Annotated in this window: 11 protein-coding genes (1 of these 11 running past the window's edge); 1 reads left to right on the top strand and 10 read right to left on the bottom strand. The window is 66.1% G+C overall.

Annotated elements, in window-relative coordinates; genetic code table 11:
* The first annotated feature begins 46 nt into the window (after window positions 1–46).
* Window positions 47–814, top strand: coding sequence for an outer membrane protein (locus tag GSH16_RS14745; protein ID WP_160856370.1), 768 nt, complete (start codon window positions 47–49; stop codon window positions 812–814).
* 82 nt (window positions 815–896) lie between these two features.
* Here the strand turns inward: GSH16_RS14745 and GSH16_RS14740 are convergent, their stop codons facing one another.
* From GSH16_RS14740 to GSH16_RS14695, 10 genes are all read right to left on the bottom strand, one after another.
* Window positions 897–1,637, bottom strand: coding sequence for a SapC family protein (locus GSH16_RS14740; protein WP_160856369.1), 741 nt, complete (start codon window positions 1,635–1,637; stop codon window positions 897–899).
* 113 nt (window positions 1,638–1,750) lie between these two features.
* Window positions 1,751–2,779: a radical SAM protein gene (locus tag GSH16_RS14735; RefSeq protein ID WP_205524129.1), complete on the bottom strand. Its 1,029-nt coding sequence runs from the start codon at window positions 2,777–2,779 to the stop codon at window positions 1,751–1,753.
* Complete coding sequence (locus GSH16_RS14730; protein ID WP_160856368.1) at window positions 2,766–3,623, bottom strand: hypothetical protein; 858 nt, start codon at window positions 3,621–3,623, stop codon at window positions 2,766–2,768. Before GSH16_RS14730 ends, GSH16_RS14735 begins: the two co-directional genes overlap by 14 nt.
* Window positions 3,616–4,365, bottom strand: coding sequence for a hypothetical protein (locus GSH16_RS14725; RefSeq protein WP_160856367.1), 750 nt, complete (start codon window positions 4,363–4,365; stop codon window positions 3,616–3,618). Before GSH16_RS14725 ends, GSH16_RS14730 begins: the two co-directional genes overlap by 8 nt.
* Window positions 4,362–5,249 carry an efflux RND transporter periplasmic adaptor subunit gene (locus GSH16_RS14720; protein WP_160856366.1) on the bottom strand — a complete coding sequence of 296 codons (888 nt, stop codon included), beginning with the start codon at window positions 5,247–5,249 and terminating at the stop codon, window positions 4,362–4,364. The genes GSH16_RS14725 and GSH16_RS14720 overlap by 4 nt, the downstream gene beginning before the upstream one ends.
* Before the next feature lie 2 nt (window positions 5,250–5,251).
* Window positions 5,252–7,288, bottom strand: coding sequence for a preprotein translocase subunit SecA (locus GSH16_RS14715; RefSeq protein WP_160856365.1), 2,037 nt, complete (start codon window positions 7,286–7,288; stop codon window positions 5,252–5,254).
* A complete protein-coding gene (locus GSH16_RS14710; protein WP_160856364.1) occupies window positions 7,281–9,428 on the bottom strand; it encodes a PqqD family peptide modification chaperone in 2,148 nt (715 codons plus the stop codon). The genes GSH16_RS14715 and GSH16_RS14710 overlap by 8 nt, the downstream gene beginning before the upstream one ends.
* A 7-nt stretch (window positions 9,429–9,435) precedes the next feature.
* Window positions 9,436–11,334 (bottom strand): efflux RND transporter periplasmic adaptor subunit, encoded by a 1,899-nt coding sequence (locus GSH16_RS14705; RefSeq protein WP_160856363.1) that lies wholly within the window; start codon window positions 11,332–11,334, stop codon window positions 9,436–9,438.
* Window positions 11,331–11,669: a DUF3467 domain-containing protein gene (locus GSH16_RS14700; RefSeq protein WP_160856362.1), complete on the bottom strand. Its 339-nt coding sequence runs from the start codon at window positions 11,667–11,669 to the stop codon at window positions 11,331–11,333. The genes GSH16_RS14705 and GSH16_RS14700 overlap by 4 nt, the downstream gene beginning before the upstream one ends.
* A gap of 16 nt (window positions 11,670–11,685) precedes the next feature.
* Window positions 11,686–20,598, bottom strand: the 3' end of a protein-coding gene (locus tag GSH16_RS14695; protein WP_160856361.1) for an LEPR-XLL domain-containing protein. It continues 21,936 nt past the right edge of the window; 8,913 of the gene's 30,849 nt are visible here — the last part of the coding sequence; its start codon lies off the right edge, out of view; its stop codon occupies window positions 11,686–11,688.

The raw sequence follows: 20,598 nt of genomic DNA, 5'->3' as shown, positions 1-20,598 counted from the left end.
GGAAAATGTGTTACGGCATCGCCCAGTATCGACAGTGGAGGCAGGTATGAAAAAGTGCATTTCGAGCAAGGTCCGGACCGGTCTGGCCGCCGCGGCAATCGCCGGGGCTGCGGGCAGCGCCGCGCTTGCGCAGGACGCGCCCATCGGCAGCGCAACCGAATGGCAGGGGTTCTATGCGGGGATCCAGCTGAACGCGACATCCTTCACCGTCGAACGGGCCGATCTTGACAACCAGTTCAACAGCAACGCCCCGACCCAGAGCGCCAATCTCTTCAGCGGTGGCATCGTGGCGGGCTACAATTACATGCTGTCGGACACGTTCCTGATCGGCGGCGAGCTGGAATATAACTCCCGGCTGGAGAACAACACGTTCTTCGCCACCAATGCGGCAGGCACGACGGGCCGCGAATATAATGACGCGTTCGACAATGTGATCTCGCTGCGCGCGCGTGGCGGTGTCGTGAACGGCGCGACGCTGGCCTATATCACCGGCGGCGTCAGCCAGGCCAAGGCGAATTTCCAGACGGTGGAAATCGACACCGGCGCGGGCAAGACGGAGTGTGACAACAGCCGCTGCGCGGAATGGACGGACAATGTGCTCGGCATGGTCTTCGGCGTCGGCGTGGAACATGAGTTCCGCCAGAACATCACCGGCAAGCTGGAATTCCTCAGCACCCAGTTTGAGAGCTCGCAGGCGCCGGTCACCAATTCGGACGGGTCCTCGGCCTGTGCCGCCGGTGCCGTGGACACCTGTACCTACACCTATACGCCGCGGATGATGCAATTCCGGATCGGTGTGAATTACCTCTTCTGACGGTTCGGCCGTGATCCGAACATGAAAAAGGCCCGCGTCTAAAGCGCGGGCCTTTCCTGTTCCGGGCCGGTTACCGTCGCCGTCAGGCGGCGGTTTCGCCCTGCATCCGCTGTGCCAGACGCTGGGTCATCGGCGTCAGGTTGTTGAGCGACTGCAGGTGCAGGTAGCACAGTTCCAGTTCACCCGACTTGGCCATTTCCGACAGGGTTTCCGCCGGCAGGTTGGCCAGTTTTTCGCGGTTGATGGTCTTGAAGCCCGCCAGCTGCGCGGTGCTGCCTTCAACATTGAACTGGGCGGTGGCCGGCTCCAGCACGTCGAGCGCGACAAGGCGCTTGGTGAAAGCCTGTGTCCGCGCGAACTGGGCCTGATATTCGGTCACGAATTTCAGCATGTTTTCCAGATACTGCGTGCGGTTGCCCTCGCTGTCGAACAGCCGCTCGCCCTTGCCCTTCTTGTTCAGCCCTTCAAACTCCTCGTCGATGCAGAGCGTGAAGGTCTGGCCGTCCTCCGCGGTGGCGAAGACGAAGGGGTAACGGCGCAGGAAGGCGGGAACATAGCGCCCGTCCCAGGACCCGTCCTCGCGCACATGGGCGTTCTGCCCTTCGCGCATGCCGAGGATGACCGACGGGAAGACCACGTCCCCCTCTCCGGCAAAGATGATCGTATATTCGAGTGCGGCGGGGGCGAATTCGGCGGCGAGCACCGGAACGCTGTTCACGTCGCGTGCAAACCCGAATGTATTGTCGGCCTTGACCGACCAGGATTTGTGGGCTTCGGCCGAGACCGGAACAGCACGCTCGTAAATCATCAATTGCTTGGCCATGAAAGTGGGGTCCTTTTGCTTAACTGAAGGGACAGTAGCGCGGGAATCGGCTCTAAAAAAGGCACTTCTGGGCTTTTTGCGTGCAAATTTTCACCGCTGTGCCAGCGCCCCTGTCAGGTGGCCGCGCCCCTGTCCGGCAGGACCACACGGGACGGGTCGAGCAGGCCGCGTTCATCCCCGAATTTCGCGCGGTAAGCCTCTGTCAGGCCGAGACATTCGGTCGATGGGCAAACGGCGCGGTGCGGACAGGCATGAAAGCCGTTCCGGTCGAACTCGGTCCAGAATTCGGGGTCGATGACGAGCATCGGCTGCGCGTTCACAAGCGCATCCTGATAGGCGCCGAGCAGGCATTGGGGAAAATGCTTCACCTCGACGAAACGCTTGCGGGCGCGGCAGGCCTCGATCGCGGCCAGCAGATAGGGCCGGATATCCGCGTGGCGCGCGGCCAGCCCCTTCTCGTCGGTCTCGGCCATCGGGAAGAAATTCCAGAATTCCATCTGCACGAGGTTCTTCAGGTGGCCGAGCGCCGCTACAAGGTCCGGCAGAAGCCTGAAGCTCTCGGTCGTCACAACCGTGTTGGTGATGATCCGGACGTGATCGTAACGCTCCAGATGCTGAAGGCCCGCCATCATCTTGTCCCACGCGCCCGGCACTTGCGTGATCCTGTCATGGCTTTCGCGGTCGGATCCGGCAACGGAGACGAAAAATTCGTCAATGCCCGCCTCGACCAGCCGGTCAGCAAAACCCGGCCGCCCGAGCGCCATGCCATGGGTCTGGATGCGGATATGTTTGAAGCCCGCCGCGCGGGCCTTGCGCGCCAGTTCCGGCAGGTCGCGGCGCAGCGTCACTTCCGACCCGGTGAGCACCAGCCCGTCCCAGCGGCCGGTGTCGCGCTGGTCGGCCAGCACCCGCTCGAAGGTCGCGTCGGGCGTCGGGGCGAGCCGGTCCATCGTGCCCTCGATCATGCAATGCACGCATTTGAGATTGCAGCGGAACTCCATGGTCAGCGAGACATAGCGGTCATGGTCGCGCAGGCTCAGTCCCGGCACCTGCGTGCCGGGCGCGCTGGTCTGCCCGCTGCGGGTGCCCGGGCTGTCGATCGCGTCGAGCGCCGCGCGGACCGGATCGTCAGAGGAGGCCATAGAAACTGCCCTTGATCGGTTGAACCTGCCCGTCCGCATCCTGTCGGAAGTCCCAGCCGACATCAAAGAGCAGATGGTCGAAACCCGTGCCCTGCGCGGCAAGGAAGTCCTGCAACGCCGCCGGATAGGCGAGCCGCGCCAGGAAAGCGCGCAGACCCGCCACGCGGATGCGGGAGAAGTAGATCCCGTCCGCCTGCCGTTTGTTGGCGACAACGAGTGTCTCCATCGGGCCGATCTCCGGCCAGATGAAGGCGGCCGGATCGGGCGCGCCCCGGTCCAGATGGGCAGATTCTGTAATCTTGTCCCAGCTTGCCTTCTGTTCGGCCTTCGCATCGAAGAAGAAGTAGAAATTGCGCAGCTCCAGCCCGCTGGACCGGATGCCATAGCAGATGCCCGACGACACGCTCGACCCCGGATTGCCGAGATAGAGGTCGAGTTGCGGCAAGCCATCCGCGTCGATCTCCAGCGACACCATGAAATAGGGCAGATGCTCGAAATCGCCTTCGGGCAGCGTGACCAGACCGTCGAGCGCGGCCCGCAACTCCACCAGACCGCGTTCGCGCCGGTCGCGGCCGTAATCGTAGATGTAGAACTCCCACCCCATCCGGCCATCGGCCCATTTCACGCCCCAGACCGTGTTGAACCGGCCGAGCCCTGCGACAAGCCGGTCGGCCAGTTGCGGCAATAGTGCGGGTGCGTTTCCGGCCTCGAAAGACGCGTGGAGCAACGCCGCGCTGCGCAGGGCGTCGTCCGTTGGCGGCGCGGGCGGGTCGTAGCGCCATTGGCAGAAGTCCCGGAACGGGTCGGATGGCCGCCAGTGCTGGCCGAATGCCGGATCAGCCATGGCGGGTCTCCTGCCGCGCGCCGAAATAGAGCGTGTGGAAAGGCGCTCCGTCACCTGCCCGGCCAAAGGCGATATGCGTCGCCTGTCGGTCCCCGTTTTCCGCTGAAAACGCGGACCAGTCCGCGCCGAACCCCTGCCAGACCGGTGCGAGCAAATCCGTCAGCGCGGAGACCGGCAGGCCGGCATCCACGATCGAGATATCGACAGACCGGCGCGCATTCCCCTGCCCCCTTATGTCGAGCAGGATCGCCTGCCCGTCCGGATCGCCATCGGCCGACAGGGCGAGCGCCGTGCGGGCGGCGCGGCTCATCGAGGGGTCAAGTGTCAGGTCCGAGATCAGGGCCACTTGTCGCTCGCGCGACCAGCCGGCCCGCCCGAAATACCGGTCCGTCCGGACCGCCCCCGCCCGCCATTTCATGGCAAGGAAGATCAGGTCCGGCTCCGGAGCACGGTCGCGGGCAAATTCGAGGTAGCATTTGCGGACCGCGCCATCCTTCCCGAAATGGATCTGCACCGCGTCGGTCTGAAGGTCGAGCAAGGCGGCCGTTTCAGGCGGTGCGTCGAGCGCGGCCAGGATATCCGACAGCGTGCTGCGCGGTCCGGGATAGAAGGCGCGGCGCGGGTAGCTGACAAGGCACCGGTCCGTTTCGATCCGGTCGTGTGCCAGCTTGACGGACTGCTCGACCATGAACGGGCCGTCCAGTCCGGCCAGATGCTGCCGCCATGTCGGCGCATCCCTCATCCGGCGTCCGGAAAGCTCAAAAGGCAGCGGTGCCCGGCGGGCAGCGCGAAGTCGGGATTGTCGAGGGTCAGCCGCAGGCCGAATGTGCCAGAGGCGGCATCGAAAACCCGGTCCACGACGGCCACACGGGCGCGGTAGCTTCCCTCGATCGGTGCGTCGGGCGTGATGACCCCTTCCATGCCGATGGAAATCTCGGGATAGATGTCGACCGGCAGGAACGCTTCCACATAGAGCGGATCGACCTTCACCAGCGTCAGCATCCGCGTCTCTCCGGACACGTACTCACCGGCATTGAGATGGCGCGCCAATACCAGCCCGTCGAGCGGGCTGCGCACGATCCGCTGTTCCAGAAGCCGGTTGGCGCGGTCAAGCTCCAGTCCGGCCAGTTCGCGCTCCAGTTCCGCTTCCGCCACCAGCGCCTCGGCGGCCACCAGTTCGGCCTCGGCCTCCTCCATCTGTTCGGTCGCGGCCACATTGCGCTCGACAAGGGCGGCCACACGGTCGCGCCGCGCGGCAACCAGATCACGGCGGGCTTTCTGGGCGTCCAGTCCGGCCTCGCTGTTCGCGCGGGCCTGCAGGAGCGCCACGCTGGCATCGTCGACGCTGGTGTCGAGCCGCGCCAGAACCTGACCGGCGGTCACACTGTCGCCGCGGTCGACCAGAACCTCTGCCACGATGCCCGAGACCGCCGCGCCGACCGGCACGACCTGCGCCGGGTCCATCACGCAGTCGAACGGTCCGGTGATGTCGGCGCGCGCCGCTTCGGCGGAAAGGCAGATCAGACCTGCGGCAAGACAGGCGAGTACGGCGCGGGCGGGGGCATGTTTGGGCATCGGGTTCCGGTTCGTCATGGCCGCATGGTGGCCGGTTTCCTGCTTTGTCATGGCTATTCCAACTCGCCCCCGAATGCCAGAAATTCGCCCATGCCCCGATCCTGGTCGATCAGGTCGCGGCGCATGCGCCCGTGGGCGGCTTCCATCTGTTTCTGGCGCCAGCGGATGCACCAGCCGGCCGCGCCCGGGCCGAAAGCACGGGCCAGCAGTTTCGCCAGCCCTGCCACGCGGCGCGCGGCCGGTCCCTGCATCAGATCGTCTTCCAGGCTGAGATAGGCCTCCACCCGTCCAGGTTCGCCCTGCCGCCCGCAGCGCCCTTCCAACTGGCGGTCGACGCGACGGCTGTCATGCCGCTCGCTCAGGATGACATGGAGCCCGCCCGCAGCCAGCGCGTCGGGCGAGAGTTTGATGTCCGTTCCGCGGCCGGCCATGTTGGTCGCAACCGTGATCCGGCCCGCCTGTCCTGCCTCGGCCACGATCGCAGCCTCGTCCGCATCCTGCGCGGCGGTGAGCAACTGGTGCGGCAACCCCAGTTCGGAGAGCCGCGCACTTGCGGCGTCGGACGCATTGATCGAGCGGGTGCCGATCAGCACCGGCGCGCCAGCGGCGTGCAGGGCCCGCGTCCGTTCCGCGATGGCCTGCCATTTCGCCTCGGTTGTCAGGAACACGCGGTCGCGGGCAAAGCGCCGGATGTCCCTCTTGTTGGTGGGCACCTTGGCCACGGCCAGCCGGTAGACCGACCAAAGTTCCCAGGCCGCGTCCTGTGCCGTGCCGGTCATGCCGCCCAAGCACGCATAGCGGCGGAAGAACCGCTGGTAGGTCATGCGCGACAGGGTCTCGTTCTCGGCCGTCGGCTCCAGCCCCTCCTTCAGTTCCACCATCTGGTGCAACCCGTCAGACCATGTCCGGTCGGGCATGGTCCGGCCGGTATTCTCGTCAACGATCTGCACCTTGCCGTCGCGCAGGATGTAGCTGTCGCCAAGCTCGAAGAGATAGAGCGCCGACAGGGCCTGATAGACCAGATGTTCGCGGATCACAGGAATGCCGAAGGCCGGATCGGTATCGGGGCGGTCAAGATCGGCATCCGCCATCCGGTCGAGCGCCTCGAACCCGTCGGGCAGGATCTCGATCCGCCGTATCCCGCGCGGTCTGCGGAAATGCACATCCTCGGTCAGGGTCCGCGCGGCGGCCATCGCGCGGCGGAACGTGGTATCGGGCAGCCCGCCCTGCTGCGGGTTGGCGCCGGAGATGATGAGCGGCGTGCGCGCCTCGTCGATCAGCACCGAATCCGCCTCGTCGATGATCGCGACGGGCAATCCTTGCAGGCGCAGCCCCGCGGCGCGGCGGTCGGCGGGCAGGATCCGGTCGAGTTTCCGGTTCAGGTTCCCCGGTTTCAGCCGCAGGATCGCGCGGTCGCGCAGATAGTCGAAGGCAATCTCCTTGTTGGTGCCATAGACGATGTCCTGACCATAGGCGGACTGGCGTGTCTCCGCATCCTGCCCTTCGAGGACGGTGGCAACGCTCAGGCCCAGAAACCGGTAGAGCGGCGCCATTTCCGCGCTGTCACGTTCGGCCAGATAGTCGTTCACGGTCATCACATGGACCTGCCGGCCCGACAGGGCGGTGGTGGCCACCGCCAGCGTGGCGCAGAGCGTCTTGCCCTCGCCGGTGCGCATTTCCGCAATCTGCCCGCGCATCATCGCCCAGGCGCCGAGCGCCTGCACGTCATAGTGGCGCAGCCCGAGCACCCGGTCAGCAGCCTCGCGCACCAATGCGAATGCGCGTCCCGCTGCGGCCACGGACAGAGTCTGGTCGCGCAATGCGCGCCGCAGCCAGATGCGGGCCGCCTGCGCCTCGGCCTGAAGGCCGGCATCGTCGAGTGCCGCCATGGCCACTGCGTGGCGCTCCATCTCGCGCAGGATGGGCCGCAGGCGCCACGCCCGCCAGCGCGCGCCCTGCGCCACGAAAGCCCCGTTCAGATCGGCCGCCCAGCGGTCGAGCGTCGTGTCGCGCCGGTCGGGCGCCTCGTAATAGTCCCGGATCCGCGGCACGCGCCGCGGTGCGGCGTCCATGATCCCCAGATCAGACATTGAACTGCCGCAGGAAAAGCTGCCGCGCCGCGCGATAGACCCGCCAGGCGAGCGGTTCCAGCCCGTGATCGAACTTCACCAGCGCGCGTTCGCCGACCAGCGTCGAAGGCGCGCCGTCATCGGGCACGACATCGAAAAGGAACACCCGGTCCAACGTCGAAAGCGGCGTCACACCAGCGGGGTTCAGAACCACATCGCCCCCGCCTTCGGTGGCGAGCGCGGCGGATGGCAGCACGGTCTGGGATTGCGGCACCTCGCCAAAGAGGCGCGCCGCGCGCGGACTGCCGTCGCCCGAGAGCATGCGCAACTCCACCGCCCGCGTGTTCCGCCGGACCAGATCGACGCGGTCCTGCCGGACGGCGATCCGCATGCGCGCCGGTGCATCTGTTTGCAAATGCCCCAGCACATCGCCCTGCCGCACCAGCCGCCCGATCAGGTCGGCGCCGCCGGGCAAAACCACGGCACCGTCGCGGGGCGCGCGGACGACCAGATCCCCGATCCGGCCCTGCAACGTCTCCAGCTGGCCTTCGATGAGCTTGACGCGCTCGCGTTCCACATCCGCCTGAACCTGGTCGATCAGCAGCACGGCCCGCAGCCGCATCCGGGCGGCTTCGAGCCGCCGTTCCAACACTTCGATCCGGTTGCTGAGCACCGGATCGCTCAGATGCAGGATCGGATCGCCCTGCGCGACTTCAGCGCCCGGCTCAACCGCGATCCGGTCGACAAACCCTTCCGTACCCGCGCGCACCAGCGTCGACGTGTCCGGCGTGGCGACGCCATAGGTGACGGTGGTAAGCGGCGCCGGCAGGGCAAAGAGCGCCGCGCCGAGCAGAAACAGGAACGTCCCCGTCACCGCCAGCGCCCGCCCGCGATGGTTGCGCAGCGCGGGTCCGGCCAACAGGAACCGAAAGCCCTTGAGGAGCGGCATGACAAAGCTGTTGCCAAGCGCCCAGAGCGCCAGCACCACGCCGATGACAAAGAATTTCGAGGCCACGAAGAGCGCGATCGTGAAGCTGATGAACATCCGGTAGATGAAGGCCGCAACCGCATAGAAGAAGAGCCAGCCGCGTTCGGAATTGCGCTGAACAGGCGAGGCCTCGTCCTTCATGCCGAACAGGTAGCGCTGCACGAGATAGAAGAAATAGCGGTTGGACCGCTGGCCGAGATTGGGGATCTCCAGCAGATCGGCAAAGACGAAATAGCCGTCGAACCGCAAGAGCGGGTTGCCGTTGAACAGAAGGGTCGAGATGCCGCCGATCAGCATGACGTTGTAGGCGAAGGCCCGCGCCAGTCCCGGCTCGGCATTGATCCAGAAGATCAGCCCGAGCGTCGCCAGCGCCAGTTCCACCATGATGCCGGCGCCGCCGACAACCGCCCGCCGCCACTTGCTGGCAAAGGCGGCAGAGGCGCTCGCATCCACATAAGGAACGGGCACGAAGACCAGGAACATGACGCCGACCTCGTGCACCTCGCCGCCCCAGACCTTGGTGGCATAGGCGTGTCCGGCCTCGTGCACGGCTTTCACGAGCGGATAGGCCAGCGCCATCAGGATCAGGTTCTCCGCCGCCAGCACCTGATCGGCAAACCCGTCGGTGAGCGCGGTCCAGTGCAGCCCGGTCAGGACCAGCCCGGCCCCGACCAGCCCGAGCCAGAGCAGGAACCCGAAAGGCGTGAAAAGCCAGCGCAGCGCGCCGACGGTCGCGTCGAGAAACCTGTCTGGGTCGAAAAGCGGCACCCGCACCGCCATCGGGTTGCGGAACCGCGTGACCATGGCCGCGCGTTCCTGCTTGGCGTGGCGCTCGCCCATTTCCTGAAGGTCGGGCAAGCGGTCCGCGGCGATCAGGTCGGCGGAATGGAGTTGCGAGACAAGGCGGATCGTTTCCGACTGGGTGGGCGGGGCATCGTCGAACCGGGCGCAGGCGGCCTCCCAGATCTCCTGCATGGTCCGGTGGCCGTTCATCAGTGCGAGCATATACTGCGCCGCGGGCGTGATCCGGTGATATTTGCCGGAATGATGGTCCTGCACGATGAACCAGATCTTGCCGCGGAATGTCTGGCGGTGGATGTCGACATGCCCCCGGAGCCGCGGCTTGATCGCGGCGAGCCGGTACCAGTCGGAGGACAGGAACGCTCGAACCATCCGCGCCTCAGACCGGCCTGTATTGCCAGAGCTTGAGGCGGAACCAGTCGATGATCGGGTCGGTCCAGATCCGGATCAGGCGGCGATCCTCCACCTCGATCCGCGCGACACCTTCAAGGCCCGGGCGCAAGGCCCCTGCCCCGACGAGCGTCGCATCGACGCGGAACCGCGTCTGCCCGTCGCCATATTCGGCCACAGGCGTGATCGCCTCGACTTCCACGGTGAAAGCGCGGTCAGGATAGGCGGTCAGGCGCAGCTGGCCGGTCTGGCCGGGCATGATATCGGCTATCTGCCCCTCAGGCACGGCCAGCTGGATGCGGAAATCGTCGAGCGGGGCCACCGTCATCAGCGGCTCGCCCCGCGCGACCGAGGCGCCGATGGCCTGGCTAAGGTCGCCCTCCAGCACCAGCCCGTCGAAGGGCGCGGTCAGGCGCGTGCGGGCAATCTGTTCATCCACGAGCCGCAACTGCGCGTCGGCCTGTTCGATCTGGGTCGCAAGAATGCGCGCCTCAGCCCGGTCGCGGTCGGCGAGTGCACGGTCATACTCGATCTCGCGGCGCTGGCGCTCGGTCACGAGGCGCAGCCGGTCGAGCACAAGGTCGCGATCGTCAAGCTGCACCAGAAGTGCCCCTTCGCGCACGGTGTCGCCGGGACGCACAGGCGCGGCAGCGATGAACCCGTCAAACCCGGCCGAGATCGACCGCTGCACGGCGCCCTGCACGATGGCATCCGCGCTCACCGTGTAGGGCGCGCGGGCAAACCAGAAAAAGACGCAGAGAGCGGCGAGCCCCAGGAGCAGCAACTTGCGCCCCAGATAGGCCGGGCCGAAGAGCTTCACGAGCTGGTTGCGCAGCGTCACCGCCGTTTTGGTGACGAGCCAACGGTCGTTGCGGCGCTTCTCGTCGAGCACAGGCGCCAGAACCGTCACCACCGCTTCGAGAATGTCGAGGTCACGTTGCGTGAAAGGCGCATCGGCGGGCCGCTCGAAGACCATCGCGCCGATGAACGCGTCCCGCACATAGAGCGGCACGGTGAAAACATGGCTGACGCCGTCATCGCGGGCCAGCACTTCGGCCGCGCGGGTCACATAGGCAGGATCATCGGCCGGCGGCGGGAAGAGGACCGCACTGCGCTGGTCGATCGCCTCGTCCATCGTTTCAGCCAGATCGCGCACCAGTCCCATGTTGCGTGAAAACTGCGCGGAATGGGAAATGGCGGCGAGCCTGCTGTGCTTGCGGCGGCGGAACCCGAGCGAAACCCGCTCGCAGCCGAACCGTGTCGACAGGTCGGTCACGGCAGCCCGCGCCCCGGTCGCGAAATCGCCTGTCTCGGCCACCGCGACAACGGCATGCAGGGCCTGTGCGGCGGCCTCGTAGCGGGCGGCATCCTCAGCGCTGCGCTCAGACCGCAGCCTGTCCCGCATCCAGGCCGCGCCCCATTGCAGGCGCCGCATGGCGGGCCGCGCGGCACCGGCCTGCAGGGGCAGAATCTCGGCGACCGCCACGCCGCCGGAAACCCCGTCGACAGCGATGGGCAGCGCCAGCGTGACGGTCTGCCGGGCGGCGGACGGTCGGGGTGCCGTGGGGGCCAGTCCTGCGGCCCCGTCACCGCGCACCACGCCCCGGCCGGCTTCAAGCGCGGCTTCGGCTGCGGAAATGGCATCCGGTGTCGGCGCGCGCGCCTGCGGTGCCTGACCGGCCGGCAGAAGCCTGCGTGTGGCCGGATCGAGCCGGAACATGACAACGGAAACCGGATCGGCTTCACCCGGTGCGCCGATCCGTTCGAACATCAGGTCGGCCCAGGCCTGCGCTGCGGCGCCTGCATCGGTGCCGGTCAGCGTCTGCCAGAGCGAACCGCGCGGCGGCAGGGCCGCGTCCTGCGCCGGATCGGTCTGGTGCAGGGTCACGCGTCGTCGACTTTGAGCACGCCGTGGCGGGCCTCATACTCCCGCAACACGCGCGTCAATATGCCGTTCAGCCGCTTGGCCGCATAGGGCGTGAGGATCATCCGGTTGGTCAGATCGACATGCACATCGCGGCCGGGCGCGACGTTCCACGTCCGGTTGGTGCCGAAGAACAGTTCGATCTGTTCGCGCGTGCCCTGGATGTTCACGACATTGGCGAAGGCCGTTTCCATGGCGGAATCGTCCCAGTTCACTTTCGATTTCGGATCGGACGCTGCCGCGCCCGCCCCTGTCGCGGCGGCGCCCTGTGCGCCGCCGTCCGCCGTTTCGTCAACCATGCCGCCTCATCTGCCCTCAGGTCTGCTTGTGCTTCTTGTCCTTGTCGGACGATAGCTTGCGCAGACCCGGAAGGGCAACCATCCCCGTCATCCCGAGCGTGGTTTCGAGGAGCCAGTCATCCTCGATTTCGTCCGGTGTGCCGGGCGCGGTCTCGCGGTCCTTCTTGCCATCCGGATTGTCCTCCAGATCATCGATGATCCAGAGCCCGCCGAACTCGTCGACATAGGCGAAAAGCTCGCCGTCGGCATCGAAGAATTCAAGCACTGCCACGGTGCCGGTCACGACCGGCGTGCGCGGCGTCGCATCCTCGACGAACTCGCCCGTATCCTCGTCATACGTGTAGGTGACGACCGTGTTGGACGGCGCGCCGGAGACCTGCACTTTCGGCCCGACCCGAAGGATGATGTCGGACTGCACGAAGAAGTCGTTGATCCGCAGCACGTTGGGCCGCGACGCGCCGGTGTCGGCCAGGATCGGACGGTTGATCGTCGTCGCATCGCCCGCATAGATGCCGGTCACCGCGGGCAGCGTGAAGGTGAAGCCGAAATCGTCGAGCGGGCTGTCGGCCAGACGTGCGCCCGAGGGCACAACCGGCGGGCCGAAGATCGTCCCGTCATTCACCGTGCCGCGGCCGGCAAGGATGCCCGCGCCCGACTGTTTGGTGAATTCCGGCAGGTTCGGCACGTCGTCGCTCAGAAGCCCCAGTTCGCCGTAAGGCTCACCCGATGTGTGGAACAGGCCCAGATGGTCGACATCGTCCGCGCGGGTCATGTCCGCCCCGTCCGACATGCCCGAGAGCAGGACGAACTGGTGCAGGTTGCTCGTATAGTCGCGGATCACTGTCGGCGCACCGGCCGAACGGTAGGGCACGAAATACTCGTTGAAGTCGCCCGACCAGTCGACCAGACGGTCGCCCGACGTGTTCGCGATCATATAGTCGCGCCCGGCCCCGCCGAAGACGAAGTCCTCGTAGGTGATATCCTCGTCCGGAAGGTCGTTCAGACCCGCCGGATCGGAGGCATCGACCCCGCCAGTGTCCAGCTTGTCATCGGCCTGGATCAGGTCGTTGCCATACCCGCCATAGATCGAGTCGCGTCCGGTACCGCCGAACAGGATGTCATGCCCGATATCGCCGAAGATCCGGTCGTCCCCGTCAGACGTCAGGTCATTCTCCGACCGCGTGTCGACCTGGCCTTCGGTATGGTCGAAGTTCAGGAAGAACGGGTTGGTGCCCGCGCCGAGCGTGACATTGCCATCGGCATCGAACCGGATCTGCGACCGGTCGAGATCGGCTTCCAGCAGCGGCAGGAAGACCACATGGACCGCCGGCGACGGAACACCGGCATAGGTCGACGTGTTCACCGCCGCCGTGTTGCCCGGATTGTAGGGCGTGTCGAAGCTGATGATATTGCCGTTATGGTCCTGCGGACGGGCCGCCAGCGGCAATGCCTCGGCGCCGGAAATCGCATCCGAACCGACACCGCCATGCAGGAAATCCGAGCCCCAGCCGCCGAAGATGATGTCCGACGCATCCGTTGCGCTCCAATAGGGATCGTTGGGGTTCGTCGGGTTGGTGCTGAAGGGCGTCAGGTTGACCGTCTTGACCAGCTGGCCGTCCTCATGGAGCACGGTGCGCAGCGCGGTCTGGTCGGTGGAGACCATCAGCACGTCCACCGCATCGAGCGCGTCGATGCCATAGAGGCTTTCGCCATGGCTGGTGGAGTTGCGGCTGGTCATGATCCGGCCATCGTCGCCGATCACGCCATCCGATCCGGTGCCGCCCGAAATCCAGTCATGGCCGACGCCGCCGATCAGGTCGTCATTCTGACCGTCACCAAAGAGCACGTCATTGCCGATCTGGCCGTAGATCGTGTCGTCGCCCGCCTCGCCGTGGATCTCGTCCGCGGTGCCGATATCGCCCGCTGCAGACGCGCTCACGTCCAGACCGCCCTCGGTATAGTCGAGCAGTTCGACCGCGCGCGGGATGATCGTCAGGTCTGGATCATAGACATCATATTCGAAGCGGAGATAGGCCATCGTGCCCGCCCCGTTGACGCCCGTCAGGCGCATGATGTTGGCATTGTCGCCGGCAATCACATCCGCATCTCGGGCATGCGCGGTCGTGCCGCTCGCACCCAGATGGTTGCGGGTGATCGCCAGACCGGCGCCGCCATAGAGCATGTCCGCGCCATCGGGCCGCAGGGCTGTCTCGCGAAGCCCGTCGAAGAAGCTCGAAGAACCGCCGACGATATCGTCCTGGCCAAGGTTGCCGAAAACCGTGTCGTCCCCGCCATTGCCCTCGATATAGTCGTCGCCGTCGCGGCCTGCGCCGGCATAATCCTCGACCGAGGCATTGACGGTCAGAAGCCCGTCGCTGTCACGGAAGGCCCCGACGCCCTTGCCCTCGAACACATCGGCAATGCCGTTCATGTCGAAGTCGATCGCGCCGTCGCCCTGGATCGTGTCGTCGCCCAGCTGGCCGAGGATCATGTCATCCTCGGAGCCGCCCGCCAGATAGTCCGCGCCGTAGCGCAGCACGCCGGTGGCGTCGGAATGGTCGAAGATGGTGATCTGGCGCTGCGTGGTGCCGTGGACATTGTTCTGCGCCGTGTCGGTGACGAGCGCCTCGCCGTCATTGGCGCCGCCCGCGGCCGCCGGATCGGTTTCCGTGCCGTAGATCTGCGTGCCTTCCAGCGCGCGCATCCGCACGTCCGAGATCGACCCGGTCCGCAGCAGGCTGCCATTGTCGCCGAGCAGCACGTCATTGCCCTGCCCGCCGTCGATCGCATCCGCGCCATCGGTCCCGTCGGCCACATTGTGACCGCCGATCAGGTCATCGTCACCCTGCCCGCCGAAGATCGTGTCCGACCCCTGCTGGCCCATGACGAAATCGTCGCCCGCGCCCGACAGGATCAGGTCGTCTCCGCCCAGATCAAGAAGCCCTGTGTGGATCGCGGTCAGCGTCACCGGACCGCCGACCATGAGCGGCCAGCTGTCGGTCGCCACGATGCCCGCGGCCTCCGCGTGGTCGCCCGCGATCAGGTCGTTGCCTCCGAGCGCGAAGATCTCGTCCGCGCCGGTGCCGCCGATGATCAGGTCATGCCCGGCGCCGGACTGGATCCGGTCCTTGCCGCCCTGACGCGGGTCGAGGCTGCGCACGAGGCTCGGGTGGTTGATGCCGGTCTGCGGGTTCAGGAAGACCATCTCGCCATGGTCGCCGAGCAGGATGTTCCCGAGGTCGAAGACCCCCGGCCCGTCGCCATTGTTGGCCTTGATGTCATCGTCACCGGCCCCGCCGAGCACGATGTCACCGTCGATGCCGGTGCGGATGATGTCGCCCGTGCCGAAATCCGCCGCGATGGTCGCAAGGTCGATCAGGCTGATCGGTCGGCCGCGCTCCGACAGGTCGGTATCGTCGCTGCCCGACAGGCGGCCATGGTCGCCGAAGACGATATTCGCCCCGTCGCCCGCGTCGATCTCGTCCGCACCGTTGCCGCCAAGGATGATGTCCGCGCCGCTGCCCGCGGTGATCGTGTCATCCGCGCCCTCGGGGCTTTCATACTCCGTCTCGGTCGAGGTGATGACCACCGCGATCGGCTGCGGCGTGCCGGCCACCGGTTCGGCAAACTGCGCGTCGCCATGGTCGCCGAAGAGGATATCTGCCGCATCGAGGCCGCCGCCCGTTGTGGTGATCTCGTCATTTCCGGCGCCGCCGAAGATGATCGCAGCCCCGGCGCCGGTCGTGATCCGGTCGCCCTTGCCGGTGATGGCCGAGGCCGTCACCGCGCGGCTGAGCGAAATGAGCGCGCCATTGGCCAGAAGCGGTGCCGTGGCAAATCCGATCATCAACCCGTTGTCGCCGAAGATCAGGTCCGTGCCACCAGCGCTGGTCAACTGATCCGCGCCCGCACCGCCGACGATGATGTCGCCGCCGTGGCCGGATGCGATCACATCGTCTCCGCCGGTCGCATAGTCGAGCGACCGCGCAAGGCGCACAACCGGCACCGTGTCGTCCGGCTGCGCCACGCGGAAGTGGATCTGCCCGTGGTCGCCGAAGATCACGTCGCGGCCGGTCTCGTCCGCGTCGCCGGTGGTGATCATGTCGCCACCCGCGCCGCCGAGCACGATGTCGATGCCCGCGCCGCCGTCGATCGTGTCGGCCGCCCCGATGCCTGCGGCCACGGTGTAGACCGTGTCGAGGGTCAGTGCGATATCACCGAGCGGAAGCCCGCCGTTGCGGCCCGTCACCGCGCCATTGTCGCCGATGACGATATTGGTGCCGTCGCCCGCCGTCAGCTCGTCGCTGCCTGCGCCGCCGATGAGCACGTCATTGCCATCGCCCGCGATGAGCGTGTCGGCATCGCCGACGCCGTAGGCCAGCGACGCGATCAGGTCGATGCTCGCATTGTCTCCATCGCGCACCGTCCAGTCGACGAGCCCATTGTCGCCGATCAGGATATTGTCGCCCGACAGATCCTCCAGCCGGTCCTGACCGAAGCCGCCGATCAGGATGTCCTGACCGGTCCCGCCGATCAGCCAGTCATTGCCGCCGGTCGCATAGGTCTTGCTCTCGATCCGCGCCAGCGCACCGGTCGTCTCGATCCGGTTGGTGCCGGCAAGCTGCACGATATCGCCCAGATCGCCGATGATCAGGTCGTCGCCCGCGCCGCCGTCGATCACGTCACGCACCGCGTCCCGCGTGTCCGCGGACTTGTATTGCGGGTCCGCATCCACATCCGACAGGAAGCGCAGATCGCGGCTCACCAGGTCGATCGTGACGCCATTGTCCCCATAGAGGTGATCGTTGCCGCCAAGGCCGAGGATCGTGTCCGTACCGGACCCGCCCGCGATCTGGTCGGCCCCCACGGAGCCGATCAGCGTGTCGTCGCCGACACCGCCATAGATCACGAGGCCGAGCGCATCGGCATCATCGAAAGTGACATTGGACGCGTCGATCGTGTCGCCATGCAGCGCCGGATTTTCGAGCGCGTTGAACATCAGGGCGTTGCCGTTCGGCACCCCACCGCCGTAATTGTAGCGCGCGCCGCCCGCATCCGTGTCGCCATAGATGGCCAGAAGCGTGCGTTCGCCATCATCGCCCACGGTCAGTTCGTTGATAATGATGGTGTCGGCCCCGCCGCCGCCATGGACAAGCGTGATCGGCATGTTCACGGCACCGGCAACCGACGTGTCATAGTCGGAACCGATATTCGTGCCGTCGATGGTGAACGTGTCGTCCCCCTGGCCGAGCATCACTTCGACAATTTCCACCGTGCCGATGGAAATGCCCTTCAGATAGTCGAGCGTCGGCAGGCCCGCGCCCTGATCGAAGGAGACGGTGCCGCTGCCCATGCCCAGCCCGTCAATATGCAGGCGGCCGTCATCGGTGTTGAACATCCGGCCGTCGGTATCGTCGATCTTCGAGCCGTCGTTGAAGATGTTCACGCGGTCATTCTGTTCCACCTCGTCGGTGGAGATGGTGATGTCGAGCGGACCAGGGTCACGCTCGGTCGGCAGCATCACGGCCACGTTCAGCTCGCGCGCCGTGGTCGGCCCGCCATCGATGACCAGCGGCCCGCGGATCTTCGCGGTCAGGTGATCCTCGACCGGGAAGGGTTTGGTGACCCGCGACAGGGCCGTCGGCACATAGTCCGGATCGGCTTCGAGCGTGATCTCGACCGCCTCGTCCCAGTTGCTGTCGTCGAATGTGACCTGCGCAACAGTGATCACCATGCCGACGCCGGTGGCGACCTCGTCGGTCACCAGCGCGCCGCCCGACAGGATCAGTGTGGACCCATCTGCGGAAATCTCTCCGATCGCGAAGGGCAGATCGTTGTAGAGCGTGCCGGAAATATCCACGACCGTGCCCGCGCGGAACCCGTCATCATGGAAATTGCCGCCATCGGTGCGCACGATCATGTTCGGCCCGTCATCGACAAGGACGAATTGCAGATCTGCCGTGATGTCGGCCAGTGTCGCCTCGACCACGCGGGTCGAGGGCACGATCCGTGTCTGCCCGTCATCGACGATGGTCAGGGTCACGGTCTGGCCGGCTGCCGGAGCCTTGGTCAGGCGCAGCTCGTAGCTGTCGCGGTCGGCCGCCGTGATCTGGCCTGCCGGTTTCTGGACAACCAGCGTTTCGCCGTCGCTCTCGCGCAGGATGACGCCATTGCTGTCGCCATCGGACAGTTCGGCCACAAGTTCGGCCGCATCCGCCGCGGCATAGACGCCGCCCGCGAGCGGATCGCCACCGGCATCGAGGCTCTCGATCAGGTGGGTAATGGTGACACGCTCGGCATTCTCGACCACGCCATCGGCCACGGCCGTCAGCGAGACAGTCCGTGCGATGTTCCAGTTCGTGTCGTCAAACTCGAAGACCAGCGTCGCGTAGTCGATATCGCCCGAATTGCTGTTGTCGGACAGGGTCACACGCACGGTTTCACCCGGTGCGGGCTTGCGCGACAGGACGATGTCATAGCTGTCGGTGATCTCGGACCCGCCTGTGCCTTCATGCAGGAACGTGTCCGCTCCGGTCGGCAGGATGCGCAGTTCCGGTAGGTCATTGTCGAGTACGGTGATAACCGCGTTCTTCACGGCGGCGCCGTCGAAATCGGCATCCGTGCTGTCGACCGCATGGCCGATCATCACGGTGCGCTCGCCTTCCTGCGCCGCATCGTTGATCGCCCGCACGTCGACCGTCTGGGCCACGTTCCAATTGTCGGAATTGAAGGCCAAGACGATCCCGTCCGTATAGTCGCCGGCACCCGTGCGCAGTTCCACGCTCGATGCCGCCTGACCGGTCACGGTGATCGTGTCGGTCGCAGCCGTCACGTCGATCGCCACCGCACGGTCGAACGTGATCGTCTTGCCATCTGCGGAAATCGACAGGATGCCATAGGCCCCGTCATTGTCCCCGGCATTGCCCAGCACGAGGTTCTGCCAGTCGCCGAACCCGTCATCATGGAAACTGCCCGTGTCGCGGGTCAGGACCGCACCATCGAGCGTGATGTTCGTGCCCGCTGCCATCGCAGGCACGGCCAGACGGCTGTCCTGCCGCGAGGCGATGCCCGCGGAGACGGTCACATAGACCCAAGTGCCCACTTCCGGCGCCTCGGTCAGTTCGACCGTGTAGCTGTCCGTCGCGCCACCCTCGGTGACCTGGGTATCCGCGCCCGTTGGCCGGATCAGGACCTTGCCCTGCACCGCGTCTGCCACGGTCGTGCCGAGCCCGGGCGCGAAGACGCCCTGGTAGAGTGGATCGGTCGCATCCGCGATATGGTTGATCACGCCGGCACGGCCGTCGAGTTCAGCCGCATAGACCAGATCGTTCACATCGCCCGCGACATTGATCGTGTCGGAGCCAAGCCCGCCGATGATGTGGGTCACAGCCGTCTCGACGGTGGAGAGCACGTAGAACGTGTCATCCCCTTCGAGCCCGTCCACCTCGAACGCTTCCTCGGCGTTGGAGATACGGATGTTGAGCCCGGCGCCGAAGACACCGTCTTCGGTCACGACGAACGTGTCATCGCCCTCGGTCCCGAGCGCGACCACCGTGTCGAAGCCCGCGCCGCCGTCAATATCGACGGGCGCGTTGACATTGTAGCGAACCGCATCGTCGCCATCGCCCGCGCGGACCTTCACATCGCCCTGGCCGACCTGCTGGACATTGCCGTCGCTGTCGAGCTCGGCCCGCAGGAAGGCGCGCACGATGAACGTGTCGTTCCCGTCCTCGCCCTCGAGGCGCAGCTCCGCCTTGTTGGAGTAGACGGTGAACGTGTCCGCGCCCTCGCCGCCGAAGGCGGTCGCGGCGTAGCTGATCCCGTAGGACAGGTAGCCGCGCGTGGTGAGCGTCGTGTCGATATCGTCGCCCACAGCGATTCCGTTCGACAGGAAGCTGCCCGGATTGTCCGGATCCTCGAACGTGCCGCCCGCGACCGGCTCCGAGCCGAAGACCTGACCGAACTGGAACATATCGTCCCCGAGGCCGCCATCGAGCGTCATGATGGTGGCGTTGTCGTCGGAGATGAAGAAATCGTCGCCCGAAAGGCCGATCAGGCTGAGCCGCCCGTTCAGCGACCGGTCATAGTCGATCCGCTCCACCGTCGTCGGACGGCCGGATTCCAGCCCGCGCACCTGATCCTTGGTGCCGTGCATGAGCGCCGCGAAATTGCCGCGGCTGAGGAAGATATCATCCTCATCCTCGGTGCCGAGCACATCGAGCGTGTCCGCGCCATTGATCGGGTCGATGCCGCCGCTGTCGGCCACCGTGATCACATAATCCGCGCCGGCCGCAGCCCCCGTGACAGAACCCCAGGTCTGGACCATCAGGTCATCGGCACCCGCACCGCCGTCGAGGATTACCTGATCGCCCGCACCGTGCGTGTCGAGCCGGATCACCTCGATCCGGTCCACATCGGCCCCGCCCATCAGCGTCACCACGCCCGACAGATCGGCCGCGTCGGTGACACGGATCAGGTCCTCGCCCGCCTCGCCGTCGATCAGGATCGTCGGTGCGATCATGGTCATGCCGGTCAGGTAGACCTCGTCCTTGTCGCCGCCGAGGCGCATCTCGATCGACGTGTCTGCCGTGATCGTGCCGGTGACCGTGATGACGTCGCGCTGTTCAGTGGCCGTCAGGCCCAGCGGACCGGCCGCGCCGGTGTTCACCAGAACCGACCGGCCTGCAGCAAGGGTGCCCGCCACGGTGACGTAGCCGCCATCCGCATCGTCGCGGTCGGCCTCGACGATGACCGGGCTGTCGACATTGACGCCGATCCCGTTGTTCGCTGCTGTCGCAACATCGGTGTAGATCTCGATATCGTCCGAAGCGGACAGGGTGGCGCCGGCCTCGATCACCACATGATCGCCCGCCTTGATGCGGATATCGCCCGCCTGCGCGGTCACGGTGACGCCGGATTTCACCGTCAC

It is taken from the genome of Oceanomicrobium pacificus, assembly GCF_009833495.1.
Taxonomy (GTDB): Bacteria; Pseudomonadota; Alphaproteobacteria; order Rhodobacterales; family Rhodobacteraceae; genus Oceanomicrobium; species Oceanomicrobium pacificus.
This window is presented reverse-complemented; position numbering and strand designations above follow the sequence as displayed.